Here is an 18370-nt window from a genome sequence, read left to right on the forward strand (position 1 = left end):
AGGTCACCTGATCAGTATTTTGCTCCAAGGAACGTGCTGATTGCACCGAGTGTCACATGTGACGGGTTGCCCAGCCGCTTCTTGCTTGCATCCTCAATCGTTTCACTTGGCAGTCCGGATAACTCATCCGGTATACCAACATAAATCTTGATCCGCTTCATGGCCTCGATTCCCCGCTCGCGCTTGTAAGGAATCATACCACGAATGGTCCTTTTCAGGATATGATCCGGTCTTCGTGGAAAGAACGGACCGCCTTCCCGTGAACCGCGTTGGCGTTTCTGTTTATAGTTGCCAAGAACACGTGCACGGCTTCCGGACACAACTGCTTTCTCAGCGTTGATCACTGCGATCTCTTCACCTGCAAGGGCACGCTTTGCAACATTACTGGCAAGTCTCCCCATAAGCAGGCCATCACCGTCAATTACCGTTACCATGATCACACCTACCTCAGTATCCTGGTCCTGCTCCCTTTCGGGTTCTGGGAGAGCAACTGTTCAATACTGATGCACTGCCCTTTTGCTCCGGTGATCTTACTTACTGCGGCATCTGAAAAACTCAGTGCAGCAACCGTCACACCTGCCTCTACAACTCCACTCCCAAGCACTTTACCCGGCACAATCAGAGTTTCTCCTTCCTGTGCATACCGGTTAATTTTGCTGACATTTACTTCCGCGTAGTTTTTCCGCGATTTTTCGAGTCTGGATGCGATATCACCCCAGATCTCTACTTCGTTCTCACGCGACGTCTGCTTCAGGAGTCTGATGAGTTCGGCAAGGCGCGGATTGGACTTATCATTCCTTCTGGTCATGCTCCGTTACCCTCTAATTTCACTCAAAGCATCGTGTAATTCATCTGACTGATTTTTCAGAAACAGCAGTCCCTGCTTGATAATTCCGACTGTAGGTAATGCTCCGGCACTCTCTACGGTGAAGAGAAATCTCCGATCATCCATTCCAATATGAATGGCCGGTTCATCTCCTATCCCGCTGTTCAGACATGCCTGCTCACAGAGCCGGCACAAAGAACAAGACTCAAGAGCACCATCCTTTACCCCGATAGCAGAACCCTTTACCTGTAGAATTTCCTTCGGACAGACCTCAACACACAGCCCACATCCATCACACCGCTCATCAGGGGTGATAATTGGATAGTTCTTGTATCCGCATACCGTCGTAGGGGACCATTTAGCATGTTCCATTCCACGCTCCATGTATGCCTGTGCCTCGATCACAACCTTCTGGTTCTTCTCAAGTTTTACGATAGGAATATTGTCTACTGCCGGTCGCACTACTGAATCCTGTGATATCAGGTCACCAGACATCACAACACCCGGACCCTCAACGCTCATGGTAAGAGTAACGGTGCATCGTGGACAACCAGCTCCATTACAGGAACACTGGCTGCGTGGAACATAACTATCAGGATCAGTAACCAGAGGGATTAAACCCAGCCGGTGAGCCAGAATTTCGTCGAAGAGTGCACTGGTATTGTCATAAATTTTGACATCTTCAATTGCAAATGCCATAACTTCACTGACCATGGATCTGCGGAGCGCATTGGCAAATGCGATAGAGATATCACTGAGCACAAACGACGCAGCGTTCTCTTCAAGACTGCTGAATTCGATCTTCATCAGACTCTACGACCCCTTCTCCCGCCTTTTGGCCTGATTGAGTCGTGTGGTACCGGAGTCACATCCTCGATGAGTCCGATACGCATCCCTGCACGGGCAAGTGCCCGAATTGCAGCCTGAGCCCCCGGCCCTGGAGAACGCTGTTTTCCGCGTCCTGGAGCACGGACCTTTACATGAAGGCCTACAATTCCTTTTTCTCTTGCTGCCTGTGCCACGTTTCCAGCCATCTGCATTGCTGCATACGGAGAACTCTCGTTACGGTCTTGCTTTACGACCATACCTCCAGAGCTTTTCGTAATCGTTTCAGCACCGGTCAGATCCGTTACAGTGATAATGGTGTTGTTAAATGACGCGTAGATATGAGCAACGCCCCATTTTTCCTTCCCTTCACTCATGATTATCTCCCAACCTTTGCAATCCGCTGGCGTTCTGAGTGAATATCACTGACCAGAGGTGAAGAACCAGAGTATGAAATCTCTTCCTGTTCCTTTGCGCTTACCGTGTACCCTGGAATAGTAACACGACGTCCACCAATTGCGATGTGTCCATGCGTGATGAACTGACGTGCCTGTTTTGGAGAACGAGCAAACCCGCGGCGATAGACCTGGGTCTGAAGTCTCCGGTCAAGCTGCTGCTCGACTTTTAATGCAAGCACATTATCGATGTCTGCGTTCTCTCCAAGCATTCCGGAGCGCTGCAGTGAACCAATAAGCTCTTCTTTCTTCCGCTCAACCCGAACCTGTTCTGAACCGGTTGACTGCAGAGCGATGATTTCACGTGCAGCTTTTCGGTATTTCCGGAGAGCTCCCTTGGCGATCCAGACTTCACGCTTGTTTCTGAGACCGTACTCAATAACAAGGCGGGTCTCTTCCTCAATACGGGAGAGTTCGAACGGACGCTTGGGTGTCTGGTACTGTTTATGGTTTTTACCTGGATAGCCCATGTTTCATCCCGCCTAGGCTTTCTTTCTCTTCACACCGACAATAAGGCCGGTTCTTCCGGTAGACTTGGTACGCTGACCACGGACTTTCTGACCTGTCTCATGTCTGATTCCACGGTATGCACGAATCTTCTTGAGAAGGTTGATATCATCATCAACGGTCATCGAGACATCTGCTCCAAGCAGATGGCGCTTTGCACCGGTGTAGAGGTCCTTGGGGCGGTTGGTCATCCAGACAGGAATCCGGTCAACATAGTTGCTGATAACTTCACGGATCCGGTCAACAGATGCTTCATCAAGTTTACCCATCAATACGTTCTTTTCAACACCTGCAGTTTCAGCAATGAACTTGGCAGTATGTCGTCCGACCCCTTTGATACCGGTCAGGGAAATAAGAACGGGCTTCGTCCCGTCAAGGTCGGTATTATGAACCCTGACAAAGTAGTTTATCTCCTGGTCATCCTGAGCCATGCAATGCCTCACTTCAGGGAATTGCCTGCGTGTCAGCGTTGAGGGAGGGATTTGAACCCCCGAGTCCCAAGGGACACAGGGTTAGCAACCCTGCGCCATACCTGGCTTGGCTACCTCAACATGCAAAATCGCATCATATCGACACTCGCAACAGAATATCTGCTGCTACAGGAATTGTGCTTACTAATGTGGATGGGAATGAGATATAAGGGTTATGATACCTGCTCCCCACCTGACTCCAATCATGGATGAACCGAACGATGAATTCCTGCGCCAAGAAGGGCAGATGTAACAAAAGGAATTGCAATCGTCGCATCACAAAAACACTGGACTTTCCTGCAGGTACATGACTCCTTACCCCAGGATACTGCTTCTTCAAATGTACAGCCGGAAAGTCCGCCATAATGTGGTGTATCTGTTGTATACTGGATCGCATAATCATGTCCCCCGCACACATGATCATGTATGGACGCAATAACCTGCGTTTGTTGAATGAAATTTTTCGGAACCCCCCCGCCTATATAGATGACGCCTGTTTTATGTGCCTGTTCTACATAACCGGTCAGCTGGTCTGCATCAGCTAACTGATCAATCATGATCTGGTAACCATCCCTTCGTGCCATCACAAGAGCGATTCCTATGGAGGAGTCGCACAGGGCAGGTATGAAAATGGGGATATTCAGACGGGCTGCGGTGGCAGTTACAGACTTTCCTAAAGGATATTGTTTTGTAAGCCAAATCCCAAGTTGTCTAATAAAATCTGCAGAAGAACCTGAAAAATCGCCTAGTCCCTGTGCGAACTCTGCAATTTTCGCATCAACACCCCGAAACTGATCCTCATATGCAAACACATCATAAATCCGGTCAATCCCCTGTTTGAAGAGTTCCTGATCATCGGCCATATGATGTCCGAGATAATGCCGAATACCCACATGTTCACAGATGTCATGAAAGATATTTGCCCCGGTTGATACCAGAACATCAATGAAACGGTTCTCAAGCAGCGCGATCAGGCATTCCTGCATACCAGCTGGGATCATCGCACCAGACAGGCCGGCTAGAATCGAAACACCAGGTTCCTCAATCATCTGGCTCCATACCGCAACAGATTCTCCAAGCTTTCTACCCTGAAAGCCGGTCATACTCATCTGCTTCAGGAGTAAATCTACCCGGTTTTCCGGTTTAACCGGCTCCATGGGGTGAAGATTCATACAGCGGATTAACTCTGTATGTATATTGAAATATCGAAAAAAAGTTATAATGCCCGGATAAGGGATTCCCGGGTGACGATTCCAATAACCTTTCCATTATCTGTGACTGGAAGGCTGCTGATGTTCTTTGAAAGCATTTTTGACACAACATCCGGAATAGTAACGTTCTTTTCAACGCTCATTACCGGAGCACTCATGATATCTTTTACCAGAATGTTACGGATCTGATGTTCCTGGTGCCGGTCATCTACTGCTTCACGGAACTTGGTGAGAGCGATAGCAACATCTGTCTCAGACACAAGACCTGCCATCTTGTTATCAGCCATGACAACGCATCTGGCAATTTTCTCATCAACCATTTTCCGACGGAGATGTACCATCCGTTCTCCTGCTTCAATTACATGATGTGGATCAGTGACTGAGGAGAGATCCCCTTCTGGAACCATCTTTGCAAGTAAATCTCCGTATGAGACTTGGCCCACGATTTTGTTATCTCCATCATAAACCACTGCAAGTTTTGCCTGGTTCTGAAGAAGCGGAATCAGAACATCAAGTTCCTGATCCTCATATACAATGGTAAATTCAGTATCAATCGTATTGGAGACATGAATCGCAGTAGGTGCAACTTCAGAGCTGTGTCTGGCACCAAGCTTTTCTACTATCTTCTGACGTGAAACAGTCCCAACAACTTCTCCCTGGTGAAGTACCACCAGGGGGTCAAGTCCGGTATCAAGCATCTTATCTAAGGCATCAGTCACTGGTGCAGACTTTGCAACTGTGACTGGTTTTGCCATTACGTCTCGTACAAGTATGGTATTGGTCATTGAACCACTTCCCGTATTATGTCATCTCTGGTAATTATTCCTTTTACGCCATTCTCGCCGGAGATTATCACACTCTGGCAGGCGGTCTCTAACATGACCGCAACGGCTTCTCTGGTTCTCGCTGTTTCAGGAAGAGAAAGGATAGAAGAACGCATAATCCCCGCTGCAGTACCAGACCCTACAGTATCAGGGTGATCTTCATAAAAGGCAAGATCAGTGTCAGTAATTATCCCGACAGCTCCTCCATCATCAACAACAATAACCGCTTCAGCTCCATTTTTAATCAGATCAACAACATGCCCATGGGAATGCTGTGGAGTAACCTGTACCGGTTCATGCATCAGTTCTGTAACCGGAACATCCAGTTTATCTACAATTTTTGAGCGCAGGATGTCAGTCCTTGTCAGGATTCCCAGCACCATGCCCTGGTCAATAACCGGAGCACCACTAATCTGGTGGGCCAGGAGGAGAAGGAGCGCATCCCGAATGCTGCTATCCGGAGACAAACGTACAAGATCGGTACTCATCACCCGGATCAGTGGCTCATTATCGATCTGCCGGTGCCGCCATTGAGGATTATTTCTCCGTAACCGAAACCCGATATCCTTCTTTGTAATGATCCCAAGTGCGCGTCCATCTTCAATCACAAGGATCCTGGATATTTTATGTCTAAGCATCTGGTTACGAGCATATGATACCGTGTCATTCGGTTTAGCAGCATGAACTGGCGTAGACATCAGATCAGATACCAGCATCACTTATCTCCTGCTCATTTCATTGGGTGAAAAAGCTCTTACCAGGTCAAATTCTGTAACAAGTCCAACAAGACGGCTCTGATCAATCACTGGAAGGGCGCCTACTTTTTTAGCCATCATCGCCCTGGCTGCATCAGTTACGGTCGCTTCTGAATTTGTTGTGAACAGATTGCCACTTAACAAATCCCTGACAGGAATACTCATAACCTCAGCCACATCTCCAGTGACGAGTTTTTCAAACACCTTTCCAGAGCCAATATACCGGACAATATCAGTCGCGGTAATAATCCCAAATAAAATATCTTTTTTTACAATAGGGAGTCTTCTGAACTGGTGCTCAGTCATCACCTTGGTAACCGTAGCAAGCGGACAATCTGGTTGTTGAACCAGTAGTGAACGGGTCATCACATCTTCAACCGGAGTTGCTGCATGTGAACGACACAGGATTTTCAAGACATCACGTTCGGTAATGATACCATTGAGCACCCCCTCGTCATCAACAATGGGGATACCACCAATGCGGTCACGTAAAATGATTTCAAGAGCTTCAGAAAGACTAGCGTCAGGGTGTAATGTCCTGACATCAGTCTTCATTATTTTGCTTACACTTTCATTTATTGCTGCGAGGAAATTCCCATCATGTTTGACATTAATGAGGTTGAAAAGTTCTCCACCGCCGAGAAAATCGATGACATCCCGTGCAGTAATAATACCTTTCAGCCGGTGAGTTCCTGGATCAACAATGGGCAGTCTGCGAAATCCCCATTGGGTAAGGGTCTCAATAGCGCCAAAGATCCGCATTGTCGGCGGTGCTGAGATCACCTTCGATGTTGCTATCGAAAGTACCGTTCTGTTACCGTTGTCATGATGTGAATTCATGGAGATACCAGCCTTCAGTTAGACGGTGAAAATGTATGGACATCCTGCTAATCCAAATAAGAAACAGACCAGCAGGTGTCCGGGTAAATTCAAAAATTTATACCTCCGGACGGAACACCGTCCGAAACTCATGATGACAGTGTGCAATTATTGAAACACGTCCTGTTATCAAAAACCGGCGGGTGTATATCCGGAAATCCGGACATAAGCATCCGGCATGGATGGCTTTTGTCAGCTGCAGCACCCTATAACCGGTCATCTTCCATGCAGTTCGGACAGATGAGAGTTCCATCAACACTCGTCAGATCATCTGACATCTGTCCACATCTACTGCACATTCCTGAACTAATTTCGTCAGCACGGTTGATGACAACCAGCTCCCCCATTAGTTCATTGATCTCGGTACTGACTGCAACAATGTCCCGGACACTGACTATGCCAATCACGACACCTTTTTCATTGATAATGGGCAATCTCCGGACCCTGTTATGGATCATCAGATGTGCAGCATCCTCAACGGTTTTATCTGTGCTAATCGTGATCAAGGGTGAAGTCATGATCTCACTGACATGAACTTCACTCGGGCGGAGATCCCGGGCGACAACCTTGCAGTTTATGTCCTGCTCTGTTACTATCCCCACAGCAACGCCATCCTTCAGGACAATACAACTGCCAGATGGATCTTTACTGCACATTTTTCGTGCAGCATGCGCTACCGTTGCATGATAATCAATAGTCTTGGGGTTCGTTCGCATTATCTCCCGCACTGGGACCTTGGTCTCGAGCTGGATCGTGTCACTGTTATAGCTCATTACTGTCACCTCTCGGTTTCCCGGGCAGATGCATTGCTCTGATACTTATCGGGATCGGGTATTAATCCATCGCTCCGGTGACCGGGTTATCAAATATTAAGATCCGAGACAGGTGGGATGACAACAATAATAATACTCCCTGATCATACCCTTGTAGACAGGCAGGCTTTTGTTGGCCTGATTTTTAAAAATAGCGCCGGGACGTAACTACTATGGGTATAAGCCAGACACTCTCGCGAATCCTATCAGGTCTTTTTCAGAAGAAAACCGCCCGCATTGGTATTTATGGCCCACCAAATGCGGGAAAAACAACTCTTGCAAACAGGATAGCTGAAGACTGGTCAGGAGCAATTTCTGGAACAACCAGTGAGGTGCCCCATGAGACCAGACGAGCAATAAGAACAGGAAACATTACCATAACCAGTTCAAATGGCCGCTCAATTACTATCGATATTGTTGATACACCCGGCGTTACCACCAGGGTTGACTATAAAGAGTTTTTAGAATACGGGATAGAACGGGAAGATGCGATAACCCGGGCACGCGAAGCGACAGAAGGAGTTGCAGAGGCCATGCACTGGCTTAGAGAGGATATTGATGGGGTCATCTATATGATCGATGCAACCCTCGATCCCTTTGCACAAGTCAATATCATGATGATTGGTATCATCGAGAGCAGGAAACTGCCGGTGATTATCGCAGCAAACAAGATCGATCTTCCTGATGCGGCACCTCAACGGATACGAAGTGCATTCCCCCAGCATCCGGTTGTGCCGGTTTCATGTCTTGATGGAACCCAGATAGAAAGTCTCTATGAAGAGATGGTCCAGCATTTCAGGTGAATATCATGCAGGGTGTACGAATAGACCTCATATCTGAAGAACGGCTTGCCCAGATGGCTTCAATGGAAAAGATCAGGCTTATTCTGGATAATGTCCGTGAAGGGACCATAGTCATTCTTGAATCCGGCCTGACACCCGATGAACAATCTGTCCTTATTGAGATGACCATGCAGGAGATCCTTCCAGACGGTTTTTCCGGTATTGAGATTGAGACATATCCCTCAAAACAAAGAGGAACAAGTGTGTTCTCAAGATTTATCAGAGGAGATGATGAAAGCAGGAGACTGACAGTCATCGGTCCTGCGAATCAACTCAAGATGATCCGCAAAGACAGGGGCCTTATCAGCGCCTGGATATCAGGTAGGTAATCGATGCCCCATCGTTGCGCCGGCTGTAAAACCCTGTTCCCTGATGCCCGTCATCTCAGGGATGGGTGTCCGGTCTGCGGGTGTGGAAAATTTGTATTTGAAAATGGTAGGAGAAGGGAGGAACAAAAGGGGACCACCACTGAAGTTCAAGAATCAGCGCAACCTGATCTCTCTCAGGAAAAAGCTCATGACACAAAACCCGACTCAATTAACCAGGATCCGGATTCAATAGAAAGCATCAGAATTATCGAACCTGGTCGGTATGATTTGAATCTGTCACGCCTGGCTGAATCAGATGACCGGGTAGTCAGGGTCGGAAGAGAGGATACATACCGCCTTGATTTACACTCGATGATTCGGCAAAAAAAGAAAAAATAGCCTCTTTTATAATTTAAGAGATATTATCCACCGCATATCCCTTTGTGCCAAGGAGATTGATAACCCTTTCACGGTGGTTACCCTGTAATTCTATGGAGTTGCCTTTCACCGTACCGCCACAGGCCAGTTTGCTCTTCATAAACTTTGAAAGATCTTCTAGATCAATGTCAGTCGGATCAAGCCCTTCAATAACGGTGACTTCTTTCCCGTACCGACGTTTATTCACTTTCACGTTTATTCGCTGCTGTTCTTTTGCAACTTCCTCACAGATACAGAGTTCCTTTGGTAGCCCACATATGGAGCAGATACCACCATTCATTACTTATTCCATCTCATGTTTTACTATTAAATGCTTATCATGAAATATCCCGGCATATTCCGGATTTTTCATATCTGTGGATGGAAGTGGTTGCTGCACTATATTATCTTCATCCATCATACCTGAGTTCTATGTCTGTTATGGTCCTGGGGACCGCTTCTCATGTCGGGAAGAGCACAATGGTAGCCGGGCTTTGCCGTATCCTGCGAAGGCGTGGGATATCTGTTGCTCCATTTAAATCACAAAATATGAGCCTGAACTCCTGGGTAACCGAGGATGGGGGCGAGATCGGAATAGCCCAGGCAATGCAGGCATTTGCGGCATGCATTCCCCCCTGTGTTGAGATGAATCCCATCCTTCTCAAACCAAAAGGAGACCAGTCATCACAAATTGTTCTCCTGGGAAAACCACACCACGATGTGTATGCCGGTGACTACTACAAAGTAACAGATAACCTCCTAACCGTTGCATTAAAAGCTGCAGAAACGCTCAAAAGCAGGTATGGTGCCCTCGTTGTTGAAGGAGCAGGAGGAGCTGCTGAAGTTAATCTTTTTGATCGTGATATCGCAAATATCGGTCTCGCTAGGGCACTTCGCTTTCCGATTATTCTGGTTGCAGATATTGAACGGGGAGGGGTATTTGCACAAGTATATGGAACAATCTCACTCCTTCCGGATGACATCCGCCCGCTGGTTAAAGCAGTCATCGTCAATAAGTTCAGGGGAGATCCTGCACTTTTCTCAGATGGGATGAGAATCCTTGAGGACCTTACCGGTGTTCCTGCAATAGGTCTTGTACCAATGACAGATGTGGATATCCCCAGTGAAGACTCCCTTTCATTGCAGGATAAAACAGCCAAAAGTGCTCCGGTTGAGATAGCCGTCATCCACCTGCCCCGGATATCCAACTTCACCGACTATGAGGTTCTTGAGCGGTATGCGTCGGTCAGGTATGTAAAACCCGGAACACCACTGACCGGTTTTGACGCCATAATTCTTCCAGGAACAAAAAACACCATTGAAGATCTTAAAGAAGTGATTGAGTCAGGAACAGGTGATGAGATCAAAAACGCCAGGGCTCAAGGAATCCCTATTATCGGTATCTGTGGTGGCTACCAGATGCTCTGCGAACGGATTCTTGATTCCGGGGTTGAGTCAAAAGAGGGAGAATACCAGGGCCTCGGTCTTATTCCCTGCACAACCACGTTTTCCGGGTATGAGAAGACAACGGTGCAGGTGACACGCACATCATCAGGTTACGGACCATTTCTGGAAAAAATCGCATCAGTATCAGGATATGAGATCCATATGGGAACCACCTGCAGGGGTGAGATCAAAGAAGCATTTTCAGGAGAGGGAGTAGTCAGTGAAGATGGGCTGCTAATTGGAACCTATATGCACGGTCTTTTCACATCCCCTGATGTCGCTGCAGCATTTGTTGCCTTCCTCTGCGAACGGAAGGGACTTGCATGGACACCACCAACACAGGACAAGGATCCTTTTGATGCCCTCGCAGATCACATCGAGGCTCATGTCCGGATAGAGGAGATACTTCCCTTTTTTAGCCGATAACATTCATGATGCTGCGAAAACCTTCCAGTCCTGCATCATCACATACCACACTGATGACTTTTTTGAGGTCAACTTCTTCAGTTGCCCGGCTCATGGTGCAAAAAGCCCGGGCAGGGGATGGGATCTCTTTTCCAGGGATGCCAAACCGTACCGAATGAACACAAAACCTGCATTTTTCGATATCTTCACGTTTCGTAGGAAGACAGGCAACCGTTCCCATCTCAACCGGGAGGGTTCGTGTCGTTCTCATGTATCTTCACCTGGGAGCGTAAGATCCATCTCCTCTTCGGTAAATTCAGAAAAATTCTTTTTCAGATCTTCAAGGATGGTTTTTTTTCTTTCATTCAGGGATGAGAGTCTCTCTTTTTGCTTCTCCTCTTCCTGGTTCATCTCATCTATCCTTTTTTGTGCTTCACCAATGGTCTGGGCGATGTGATTCTTCTGATCCAGGGTTGGATTTTTTTCAAGTTCTTTTCTCTTATTGTTCAGTTCACCAGAGAGGGTGTGCAGACTGGTGGATATCTCACTGAATTTTTTTGCATATTCATCAGCTGATGTGAAAAGATTCTTTTCAAACGAGTTCTTTGCCTGTACGGTTCCCGACTCGAACAGAGTGAAGAGAGGTTTTGCCGTCAAGGAAACCAGTCGTGCCATCTCATCGTCATCACGACGGGGTGACGAGGCCTGTTGAATGAGATCCTCCATGTTCTTTTCATCTACTGGTTTTGCCTGTTCCTGGAAGGCTTTCACTGCTCTCTTCCATACCGGGATTGCAATTCGGATCTGGGACTCCCATGTTTCACTGGCTTTCTCTATCTGCTGTCTGAGCTTTTCGGTCTCATCTTCAAGATGCAGATATGAGGCATAGAGATCTGAAGCAACCAGATGCTCCATCTCTGACTCGGCTTTTTGGAGTTCTGTTCTGAGTTCAGATAACCGGATTTCATATTTTTTCTCTTCTGCATCTGCCCGCGAATCCTCCTCAATCAGGGCATCCCGTTCATGCAGGAGATCACGCATTTCAGCAATGTGCGTGAGACGTTCTCGTGAAATACGAATTACCTCGGTCATACGATTCATTTCGTGACCCATCTGATCCAGGGTTTGTTTAAAGACCTTCACTTCATCTGGGTAGAGATGGTGCAGGTACTTGCCCGGCCCCCGGTACGCCTTAAAACACCCGTTGATAAGTCCGGCAACTTCCCGATAAAAGATCTCATCATCCTCTGAGAAATCACCTTCAAGTTCAGATTCTATCTTTTTACAGAACTGGGGGAGAGCGTGACGGTTGACCTGCTCCACTTTGTGGTGATGGGGTTCATCTGATGACTCATCGCCAAATTCTGTCAGAAGCTGGTGAAGATCCTGTTCAAGTTTCAGGAGTCTTTCACGTGAACTCGTGGATGCTGCATTCCGGCGGGAGATACAATCTGCTTCCTTCTCATCAAGCCAGGCAGGGAGTTCTTCCAGTGATATCGCTGATTTTGATACTTTTTCTGATGTTTTGCTGAATATTTTTTTTATTGATTCAAACATGACCCATCTCCTTATAATCCGGGGTAGTCCCCATCATCCTGGTTCAGTGCCCTTATTCTGGATATTCCGTCTATCTCCTGAATCACTCTGACAACTGGAGGAGGAACATAGTCTTCCCAAAGCTCGTTACTGACAATCCGGCCCCTGATCTTCGTCCCTGATAATGTTGCCCGCTCATACAGAGCAGGACTGAGTACCTCAATCCCGGCCTCATGAAAGAGCCGGATGACAAGCGGGTTCCCTGAGTAAATCCGGTGAAATGGTGGTGTCATTGCACGGACATGTGATACCCACAATACATTGCGATTGATATCCTCAAGCGGGATGACATACAGTGGTTTGTGCAGATCCTGAAGGGCACCAGTGATCATAAGGACCCGTTCTCCGGCAGTGAAAGGATCTGCAGGTTCATGACTCATCTGAGCACTGCCAATCCCAATGATGAGTTCGTCTGCTTCTTTTGCGATCTGGTTTATCACATAATGGTGACCGTTGTGATAGGGCTGAAACCTACCAATATAAAGAGCCCGAATCATGATCTCACCACCAGGTTTGCGATCATTGCGGCAGAGGCACCGGCAACAAATCCTGCATCAATATTGACCACCGTCAGGACCGAACAAGACTGAAGCATGCTGGCAAGAGCAGCCTGACCTGCGCCCATGTATCCGTACCCGGTTGAGACCGGCACCCCGATAACCGGACGATCCACAAGACCTGCTACCACAGACGGAAGAGTCCCTTCCCTTCCCGCCGCGACGACGAACGCATGACATCCGTCCATCTCGCGAATGACCGGGAAGAGGCGGTGAATCCCGGCAACACCGACATCATATGCCCTGCGGACCTCACAGCCCATCTCTTCAGCTATAACCCGGGCCTCCTCGGCAACCCTGATATCAGACGTGCCGGCGGTGATGATCCCGACAACTCCTCCGGTCTTTTCAATTGTAGTCCCCTTCGCAAGGACCAGAACGCGCCCTTCATCCGACCATACAGATGAAATATCCTCACTCCGTGCCCATTCCATGAGAGGGAAAGCACGTTCAGGGACAAGTCGGGATATGATGCATCTGCCGGCGGACATAACATAACTTTCAACAATAGAACGGAGATGAGCAGGCTCTTTTCCTTCTGCAAGGATTACTTCAGGGATTCCGCACCGGGCCTTCCTGGACATATCAAGACATGCTACCGAGCCGACCGGCAGAACAGATTCAGCACATATCTGTGCCAGAGCCTCATCCGGACTCAAGGTATGATCATATGCTGCCTGCAGAATGTGTTTCAGATCCAGTCCTTTCTCCATATGGAATAAGTACGATATGCAAGAAACAGTACATAATAGGTTCATTGCGATGAGTATTCTCTTTCTGATATCGGTCTTTGGCGTTCTTGTCTGTATCTTCCTCTGGCTTCGTGATATCCGGATATGGGCACGGTCCCTCCTTCCCGGGTACAGGAAAGCCTCAATACACGGAGTATACCAGACTGCGCTTGCAACCGCTGGTGCAGGTATCGTCTTTCTGTGGCCGGAGGTCTCCATCCTTGGGACCGGGATTGTCCTGCTTGGCCTGTACCTTCAGGGAAAAGAGGAGAGAGAGAAGATCTGGACAAACGAACCGGCAATAACCAGGTTCTTCGGGAGTGTTCCCCGGAAAAATACCAGAAGGTAACATTATGATACAAAAACCACGCGGGACACGGGATATGCTCCCTGACGAGATGGAACGGCGTCGTGAGATAGAAGCACGGATGCGGGCACGGGCACGACTCTATGGATTCCGGGAGATAGCAACCCCGGTATTTGAAGAACTGGAGCTCTTCACCATCCGGTCAGGAGAAGGGATCATCAATGAGATGTACGTGTTTGAGGACAAGGGCGGCAGGTCTCTTGCACTCAGGCCAGAACTGACCGCACCGGTCCTCCGGACGTATGTTGAAGAGGGGCGATCTCTTAACAAGCCAATCAAATGGTGTTATTTTGCCGACTGTTTCAGGTATGAACGCCCACAAAAGGGAAGATACCGTCAGTTCTGGCAGTTTGGTGCAGAACTAATCGGTGCAGACTCTGCCATGGGAGATGCCGAGGTTATCACGCTCGGATATGACCTTCTCAGGACCGCAGGAGTGAAGTTTGTTCTCCGCATTGGTCATCTCTCTTTTATGCGGACTCTCCTCGCTGATCTTGCCGATGCCGACAAGAAGAAGATACGGGCATTTCTTGACAAGCGGGAGGAAGAAGCCGCAGTCACATACCTCCGTGACATCGGACAGGACCAGCTGTGTGATCCCCTCATCCGGCTGTGTGGTGCCCGGACCCTTGATGATGTCTTTGCAGTCATCGGAGAGATACCGGAGGCTGTCCGGATCAGGGAGATGTTTGCCATCCTTGACGCATCCGGCATTCCGTACGAGATTAACCCGGCCATTGCCCGGGGCCTTGATTACTATACCGGGGTTGTCTTTGAATGCTTTGCCGAGGGGCTGGGTGCCGAAAACCAGATCCTTGGTGGAGGTGCGTACCGTCTTGCCCATCTCTTTGGAGGAGAAGATACCCCGTCGGCCGGATTTGCCATCGGCTTTGACCGGGTGATGGTCGCTCTGGGAGAGGAGAGCTGGATCCCCTGGCAGCCGCAGGTGATGATCATCACCACAAGTGAAGGACGGGACTATGCTCTCACGGTAGCCGAGCAGTTCAGGATGAATGGTATCATCACCGAGACCGACCTGATGGACCGGAGCTTCTCAGCCCAGATGAAGGCTGCAGGAAAGAGTGCAGACTTTGCGATCATCATCGGAAAGGAAGAAGTTGCAACCGGGACCATTACCCTCAAAGACCTGAAGGCTGGAACCCAGGAGAAGGTCACCGCCGATGAGGCAATAGAGAAACTGACATCCGCATAATTTTATGGCATCACCAAAACCTGCTCATGCTGATGATCTTGCAAAACAACAGCGAAGTATAAGTGTTGCTGAATTTTTTGAGAAGAACAAACATCTTCTCGGTTTTGACTCCCCGACCCGTGGCATAGTCACCACAGTAAAAGAAGCGATTGATAATGCCCTTGACGCCTGTGAGGAAGCAGGAGTCCTTCCTGATATCTATCTTGGTATCTTCCGGATGGAGGGGGATATCTTTAAGGTTGTTGTGGAGGACAACGGGCCAGGCATTGTTCCGGATAATATCCCCTATGTCTTTGGAAAACTCCTCTATGGTTCACGGTTTCACCAGATCAGGCAGTCACGCGGACAGCAGGGTATCGGGATATCTGCCGCCGTCCTCTATGCCCAGCTGACAAGTGGCAGACCGACGCTTGTTATCTCCCGGTGCGGGTCTGACCGTCCGGCATTCCGGTTCCAGGTCCAGATAAAAACCGAGACCAATGAGCCTGAGATCCTGAAAAGGGAAGAGACCACATGGGACCGGGTACATGGGACCAGAATAGAAATTGAGTTTAAGAGCTCCCTCACCGCCAGGAAGAGGCTGGTTGAATACCTGCGGTATACCTCGGTGGTCAACCCCCATGCCCGGCTCAGGGTAGAGATAGACGGGGAAGCAATCATCTTTGACCGGGCCAGTGATGAACCGATCATCCCCCCTCAGGCCATACTCCCTCATCCGCACGGAGTTGAACTTGGAGAACTCAAACGAATAGCAGCCGGTTCGAAAGAGCCACTTGAACCATTTCTTATCAATAGTTTCTCCAGGGTCGGCCTGAAGACAGCCCATGAGATCATCCAGCTCGCCGGGCTCAAAGAGACGACAAAAGCCAATAAACTGGATGCCGATGGTCTTGCACGTCTTCAGTCCGCCATGCAGCAGGCAAAGGTCCCACCACCGCCGGCAAACCAGTGTCTCTCACCGATTGGGGAAGTCCTCATCAGGCAGGGTCTTGAGAAAGAGTTTCAATTCGATTTCTGTTCTGCACGGACCCGACCGGCCAGTGTATACCATGGTCACCCGTTCATCGTCGAGGCTGCCCTTGGATATGGAGGGAAACTGGAGGCTGAAGGCAATGCCCGGATCATGCGGTTTGCAAACCGGGTTCCCCTTATGTACCAACAGGGAGCCTGTGCCATCACCGGATGTATCAGCACGGTAAACTGGCGGGCATATAATATCAGCCAGTCAGGACTGCCAACCGGGCCGGTCCTCATCCTGGTTCATGTTGCCTCAACCAATGTTCCCTTTACCAGTGAAAGCAAGGATGCCATCGCGTCAATACCGGAGATTGAGCGGGAGGTAACCCTTGCACTGCAGGAACTAGGCCGGGATCTCAAGACCTTCCTCTCACGACGAGACAAAAGCAGACTGTCTGAAGAGCGTGCCCGGGCAATCTGTGCCATCATCCCTGAGATTGCGACAAAGGTTGCAGAGACCATTGAAAAGCCGGTCCCTGATATCACCCCGATTGAGGGCCAGATCATGCGACGACTGGTTGCAAAGAAATGGACCGATAAAGGGATCGTGAACGTGTCTATTCAGAATTATACATCCCACGCCCTTGATCTGACTCTGTATGTGATCACCGTCGATGATGTCAGTACCTCAGATCCCCCGGCAGTCTTTGTTGAAGAGATGGGAACTGACAAGTCCGCAGTCTGGCAGATGAGGCTTGCCGGCGGTGAGGGCTGGAAGCTCAGCTATACGGGAACCGGGAATGGAATGATTGACATCAGGGGTGTTGATGAAAAGAAGAAAGTGGTGGTAGATCTTGACCGGTCGTAAGGAAGATATCAGGGAAAACACCATCAAACGGCTGCTTGCCATTCCGGAGAAGTGGTACGAGCAGATGACCAGGGGCGAACTTCCCTCCGTCACCATGCCAACCCGGACAAAAAAAAATATCGCCTATGATGAAGAGGCCGAGGTATGGAAGTACGGCGACCGGGAGCGGCTTCGGGAAGCAGGAACAGAGAAGAGTGCTCTGCATATCCTCAAGATGGCATATGTCATCTGGTTTTTAAAACATCAGATCTCTGAAAACCGGTCATCAACGCTCAGAGAACTGTATTACATCTCCGAAGGCTGGAAACGGGCAAAATTTGGTGCACAGAATGATTCAAATCTGCTAGTAGAAGACCTTGAGATCCTGACCGATGTCCAGCGTGAACACTTTCACCTGCGGCCTGAAGAAGACGGGGCAAGTATCTTCGGACCACTCAAGATCCGTGAGGATACAAGACGGGGAACGAGGGAACTCCACTGCCAGGATGATATCGGTGAGTCAGGATACCAGATCCCGACCAATGTTGATTCCCTCGAATTTGTCGAGCATGATGCAAAGATGGTCATTGCCATCGAGACCGGTGGTATGTATGCCCGGCTTATCGAGAACGGGTTTGACGAGAAGTACCAGGCTATTCTTGTCCACCTGAAAGGACAGCCGGCACGATCCACCCGGAGAGTCCTAAACCGGCTGGCCAGTGAGTTCCAGCTCCCGGTCACCGTGTTTACCGATGGTGACCCGTGGTCATACCGAATCTTTGCAAGTGTTGCATACGGGGCGATAAAGAGTGCCCATATATCAGAGATACTGGTTACTCCATCCTCACGGTTCATTGGGGTGCAGCCATCCGATATCAGGGACTATGACCTTCCTTCCGATTCCCTGACTGAGCAGGATATCGCTGCTCTCAAGGCAGAACTGACTGATCCCCGGTTTGCAGGCGACTACTGGAAAGAACAGATAAACCTGCAGCTGGCACTAAACCTGAAGTCAGAACAGCAGGCATTTGCAGCACGGGGTCTTGATTTTGTCACGGATGAATACCTGCCGGCCAGACTCTCCGACATGGGTATATTACGGAGATAAATCCGGCACCAA

At 48.9% G+C, this 18370-nt stretch carries 25 protein-coding genes and 1 tRNA gene; 8 read left to right on the plus strand and 18 right to left on the minus strand.

The features are described 5' to 3' along the window. Nucleotides 1–11: 11 nt before the first annotated feature. The 13 genes from KSK55_RS08070 to KSK55_RS08130 form a co-directional block, all read right to left on the minus strand. Nucleotides 12–434 (minus strand): 50S ribosomal protein L13, encoded by a 423-nt coding sequence (locus KSK55_RS08070; protein WP_214420207.1) that lies wholly within the window; start codon nt 432–434, stop codon nt 12–14. Between the two features lie 8 nt (nt 435–442). Then, nucleotides 443–808 carry a 50S ribosomal protein L18e gene (locus KSK55_RS08075; protein WP_214420206.1) on the minus strand — a complete coding sequence of 122 codons (366 nt, stop codon included), beginning with the start codon at nt 806–808 and terminating at the stop codon, nt 443–445. A 6-nt stretch (nt 809–814) separates the two neighbouring features. After that, nucleotides 815–1633: a DNA-directed RNA polymerase subunit D gene (locus tag KSK55_RS08080; RefSeq protein ID WP_214420205.1), complete on the minus strand. Its 819-nt coding sequence runs from the start codon at nt 1631–1633 to the stop codon at nt 815–817. Beyond that, nucleotides 1633–2028: a 30S ribosomal protein S11 gene (locus KSK55_RS08085; RefSeq protein WP_011449845.1), complete on the minus strand. Its 396-nt coding sequence runs from the start codon at nt 2026–2028 to the stop codon at nt 1633–1635. The genes KSK55_RS08080 and KSK55_RS08085 overlap by 1 nt, the downstream gene beginning before the upstream one ends. Before the next feature lie 2 nt (nt 2029–2030). Beyond that, the gene (locus KSK55_RS08090; RefSeq protein ID WP_218606549.1) at nt 2031–2576 is read right to left on the minus strand and encodes a 30S ribosomal protein S4; all 546 of its coding nucleotides are present in this window, start codon (nt 2574–2576) and stop codon (nt 2031–2033) included. Between the two features lie 12 nt (nt 2577–2588). Then, complete coding sequence (locus tag KSK55_RS08095) at nt 2589–3044, minus strand: 30S ribosomal protein S13 (protein ID WP_214420203.1); 456 nt, start codon at nt 3042–3044, stop codon at nt 2589–2591. A 36-nt stretch (nt 3045–3080) separates the two neighbouring features. Beyond that, nucleotides 3081–3164: transfer RNA gene (locus KSK55_RS08100), tRNA-Ser, on the minus strand. Nucleotides 3165–3286: 122 nt separating this feature from the next. After that, a complete protein-coding gene (locus KSK55_RS08105; RefSeq protein ID WP_218606550.1) occupies nt 3287–4255 on the minus strand; it encodes a deoxyhypusine synthase in 969 nt (322 codons plus the stop codon). 44 nt (nt 4256–4299) lie between these two features. After that, entirely contained in the window at nt 4300–5079 is a 780-nt protein-coding gene (locus KSK55_RS08110; protein ID WP_214420201.1) for a CBS domain-containing protein, read from the minus strand. Beyond that, the gene (locus KSK55_RS08115) at nt 5076–5834 is read right to left on the minus strand and encodes a CBS domain-containing protein (protein ID WP_218606551.1); all 759 of its coding nucleotides are present in this window, start codon (nt 5832–5834) and stop codon (nt 5076–5078) included. The genes KSK55_RS08110 and KSK55_RS08115 overlap by 4 nt, the downstream gene beginning before the upstream one ends. Nucleotides 5835–5837: 3 nt before the next feature. Then, nucleotides 5838–6713 (minus strand): CBS domain-containing protein, encoded by an 876-nt coding sequence (locus tag KSK55_RS08120; protein WP_218606552.1) that lies wholly within the window; start codon nt 6711–6713, stop codon nt 5838–5840. Nucleotides 6714–6810: 97 nt separating this feature from the next. Then, nucleotides 6811–6972: a hypothetical protein gene (locus KSK55_RS08125; protein ID WP_214420198.1), complete on the minus strand. Its 162-nt coding sequence runs from the start codon at nt 6970–6972 to the stop codon at nt 6811–6813. Further along, nucleotides 6959–7525 carry a CBS domain-containing protein gene (locus tag KSK55_RS08130; protein WP_214420197.1) on the minus strand — a complete coding sequence of 189 codons (567 nt, stop codon included), beginning with the start codon at nt 7523–7525 and terminating at the stop codon, nt 6959–6961. The genes KSK55_RS08125 and KSK55_RS08130 overlap by 14 nt, the downstream gene beginning before the upstream one ends. 212 nt (nt 7526–7737) lie before the next feature. On the opposite strand from KSK55_RS08130, the gene KSK55_RS08135 reads away from it, so the two are divergent. From KSK55_RS08135 to KSK55_RS08145, 3 genes are read left to right on the plus strand one after another with little or no spacing between them, the layout of a single operon-like run. Beyond that, nucleotides 7738–8367, plus strand: a complete 630-nt coding sequence (locus KSK55_RS08135; protein ID WP_214420196.1) for an Era-like GTP-binding protein — start codon at nt 7738–7740, stop codon at nt 8365–8367. Nucleotides 8368–8369: 2 nt separating this feature from the next. After that, on the plus strand, nt 8370–8735 hold the full coding sequence (locus KSK55_RS08140; RefSeq protein WP_214421287.1) for a DUF2073 domain-containing protein: 366 nt from the start codon (nt 8370–8372) through the stop codon (nt 8733–8735). 3 nt (nt 8736–8738) lie between these two features. Beyond that, entirely contained in the window at nt 8739–9113 is a 375-nt protein-coding gene (locus tag KSK55_RS08145) for a Zn-ribbon domain-containing protein (RefSeq protein ID WP_218606553.1), read from the plus strand. Nucleotides 9114–9126: 13 nt separating this feature from the next. On the opposite strand, the gene yciH is transcribed toward KSK55_RS08145, so the two are convergent. Next, a complete protein-coding gene (gene yciH, locus KSK55_RS08150; RefSeq protein ID WP_214420194.1) occupies nt 9127–9432 on the minus strand; it encodes a stress response translation initiation inhibitor YciH in 306 nt (101 codons plus the stop codon). Nucleotides 9433–9563: 131 nt separating this feature from the next. Between yciH and KSK55_RS08155 the strand changes: the two genes are divergently transcribed. Then, nucleotides 9564–11003 carry a cobyric acid synthase gene (locus KSK55_RS08155; protein ID WP_218608904.1) on the plus strand — a complete coding sequence of 480 codons (1440 nt, stop codon included), beginning with the start codon at nt 9564–9566 and terminating at the stop codon, nt 11001–11003. On the opposite strand, the gene KSK55_RS08160 is transcribed toward KSK55_RS08155, so the two are convergent. The 4 genes from KSK55_RS08160 to larB are packed head-to-tail and all read right to left on the minus strand — an operon-like array spanning nt 10993 to nt 13848. After that, on the minus strand, nt 10993–11253 hold the full coding sequence (locus tag KSK55_RS08160; protein WP_218606554.1) for a hypothetical protein: 261 nt from the start codon (nt 11251–11253) through the stop codon (nt 10993–10995). The two genes, KSK55_RS08155 and KSK55_RS08160, sit on opposite strands and share 11 nt — an antisense overlap. Then, nucleotides 11250–12539 (minus strand): coiled-coil domain-containing protein, encoded by a 1290-nt coding sequence (locus KSK55_RS08165; protein WP_218606555.1) that lies wholly within the window; start codon nt 12537–12539, stop codon nt 11250–11252. The genes KSK55_RS08160 and KSK55_RS08165 overlap by 4 nt, the downstream gene beginning before the upstream one ends. Before the next feature lie 11 nt (nt 12540–12550). Further along, on the minus strand, nt 12551–13075 hold the full coding sequence (locus tag KSK55_RS08170) for a nicotinamide-nucleotide adenylyltransferase (protein ID WP_218606556.1): 525 nt from the start codon (nt 13073–13075) through the stop codon (nt 12551–12553). After that, a complete protein-coding gene (gene larB, locus KSK55_RS08175; RefSeq protein WP_218606557.1) occupies nt 13072–13848 on the minus strand; it encodes a nickel pincer cofactor biosynthesis protein LarB in 777 nt (258 codons plus the stop codon). Before larB ends, KSK55_RS08170 begins: the two co-directional genes overlap by 4 nt. A gap of 16 nt (nt 13849–13864) precedes the next feature. On the opposite strand from larB, the gene KSK55_RS08180 reads away from it, so the two are divergent. Genes KSK55_RS08180 through KSK55_RS08195 form a run of 4 tightly spaced genes read left to right on the plus strand, consistent with a single transcriptional unit; the run spans nt 13865 to nt 18358 of the window. Further along, on the plus strand, nt 13865–14215 hold the full coding sequence (locus KSK55_RS08180; RefSeq protein WP_250545222.1) for an ABC transporter permease: 351 nt from the start codon (nt 13865–13867) through the stop codon (nt 14213–14215). A gap of 4 nt (nt 14216–14219) precedes the next feature. Beyond that, nucleotides 14220–15446, plus strand: coding sequence for a histidine--tRNA ligase (hisS, locus tag KSK55_RS08185; RefSeq protein WP_218606558.1), 1227 nt, complete (start codon nt 14220–14222; stop codon nt 15444–15446). A gap of 4 nt (nt 15447–15450) precedes the next feature. Next, nucleotides 15451–17271, plus strand: a complete 1821-nt coding sequence (locus KSK55_RS08190; RefSeq protein ID WP_218606559.1) for a DNA topoisomerase VI subunit B — start codon at nt 15451–15453, stop codon at nt 17269–17271. Next, a complete protein-coding gene (locus tag KSK55_RS08195) occupies nt 17258–18358 on the plus strand; it encodes a DNA topoisomerase IV subunit A (RefSeq protein WP_256663958.1) in 1101 nt (366 codons plus the stop codon). The genes KSK55_RS08190 and KSK55_RS08195 overlap by 14 nt, the downstream gene beginning before the upstream one ends. Nucleotides 18359–18370 lie beyond the last annotated feature (12 nt).

The sequence above is a fragment of the Methanospirillum hungatei genome (genome assembly GCF_019263745.1).
In the GTDB taxonomy this organism is placed as follows: Archaea; Halobacteriota; Methanomicrobia; order Methanomicrobiales; family Methanospirillaceae; genus Methanospirillum; species Methanospirillum purgamenti.

Bases quoted from the DNA above. Each gene is read 5' to 3' on its own strand.
- KSK55_RS08070 (WP_214420207.1), bottom strand. From the start codon at position 434: ATGGTAACGGTAATTGACGGTGATGGCCTGCTTATGGGGAGACTTGCC.
- KSK55_RS08075 (WP_214420206.1), bottom strand. From the start codon at position 808: ATGACCAGAAGGAATGATAAGTCCAATCCGCGCCTTGCCGAACTCATC.
- KSK55_RS08080 (WP_214420205.1), bottom strand. From the start codon at position 1,633: ATGAAGATCGAATTCAGCAGTCTTGAAGAGAACGCTGCGTCGTTTGTG.
- KSK55_RS08085 (WP_011449845.1), bottom strand. From the start codon at position 2,028: ATGAGTGAAGGGAAGGAAAAATGGGGCGTTGCTCATATCTACGCGTCA.
- KSK55_RS08090 (WP_218606549.1), bottom strand. From the start codon at position 2,576: ATGGGCTATCCAGGTAAAAACCATAAACAGTACCAGACACCCAAGCGT.
- KSK55_RS08095 (WP_214420203.1), bottom strand. From the start codon at position 3,044: ATGGCTCAGGATGACCAGGAGATAAACTACTTTGTCAGGGTTCATAAT.
- KSK55_RS08105 (WP_218606550.1), bottom strand. From the start codon at position 4,255: ATGAATCTTCACCCCATGGAGCCGGTTAAACCGGAAAACCGGGTAGAT.
- KSK55_RS08110 (WP_214420201.1), bottom strand. From the start codon at position 5,079: ATGACCAATACCATACTTGTACGAGACGTAATGGCAAAACCAGTCACA.
- KSK55_RS08115 (WP_218606551.1), bottom strand. From the start codon at position 5,834: ATGCTGGTATCTGATCTGATGTCTACGCCAGTTCATGCTGCTAAACCG.
- KSK55_RS08120 (WP_218606552.1), bottom strand. From the start codon at position 6,713: ATGAATTCACATCATGACAACGGTAACAGAACGGTACTTTCGATAGCA.
- KSK55_RS08125 (WP_214420198.1), bottom strand. From the start codon at position 6,972: ATGACCGGTTATAGGGTGCTGCAGCTGACAAAAGCCATCCATGCCGGA.
- KSK55_RS08130 (WP_214420197.1), bottom strand. From the start codon at position 7,525: ATGAGCTATAACAGTGACACGATCCAGCTCGAGACCAAGGTCCCAGTG.
- KSK55_RS08135 (WP_214420196.1), top strand. From the start codon at position 7,738: ATGGGTATAAGCCAGACACTCTCGCGAATCCTATCAGGTCTTTTTCAG.
- KSK55_RS08145 (WP_218606553.1), top strand. From the start codon at position 8,739: ATGCCCCATCGTTGCGCCGGCTGTAAAACCCTGTTCCCTGATGCCCGT.
- yciH (WP_214420194.1), bottom strand. From the start codon at position 9,432: ATGAATGGTGGTATCTGCTCCATATGTGGGCTACCAAAGGAACTCTGT.
- KSK55_RS08155 (WP_218608904.1), top strand. From the start codon at position 9,564: ATGTCTGTTATGGTCCTGGGGACCGCTTCTCATGTCGGGAAGAGCACA.
- KSK55_RS08160 (WP_218606554.1), bottom strand. From the start codon at position 11,253: ATGAGAACGACACGAACCCTCCCGGTTGAGATGGGAACGGTTGCCTGT.
- KSK55_RS08165 (WP_218606555.1), bottom strand. From the start codon at position 12,539: ATGTTTGAATCAATAAAAAAAATATTCAGCAAAACATCAGAAAAAGTA.
- KSK55_RS08170 (WP_218606556.1), bottom strand. From the start codon at position 13,075: ATGATTCGGGCTCTTTATATTGGTAGGTTTCAGCCCTATCACAACGGT.
- larB (WP_218606557.1), bottom strand. From the start codon at position 13,848: ATGGAGAAAGGACTGGATCTGAAACACATTCTGCAGGCAGCATATGAT.
- KSK55_RS08180 (WP_250545222.1), top strand. From the start codon at position 13,865: ATGCAAGAAACAGTACATAATAGGTTCATTGCGATGAGTATTCTCTTT.
- hisS (WP_218606558.1), top strand. From the start codon at position 14,220: ATGATACAAAAACCACGCGGGACACGGGATATGCTCCCTGACGAGATG.
- KSK55_RS08190 (WP_218606559.1), top strand. From the start codon at position 15,451: ATGGCATCACCAAAACCTGCTCATGCTGATGATCTTGCAAAACAACAG.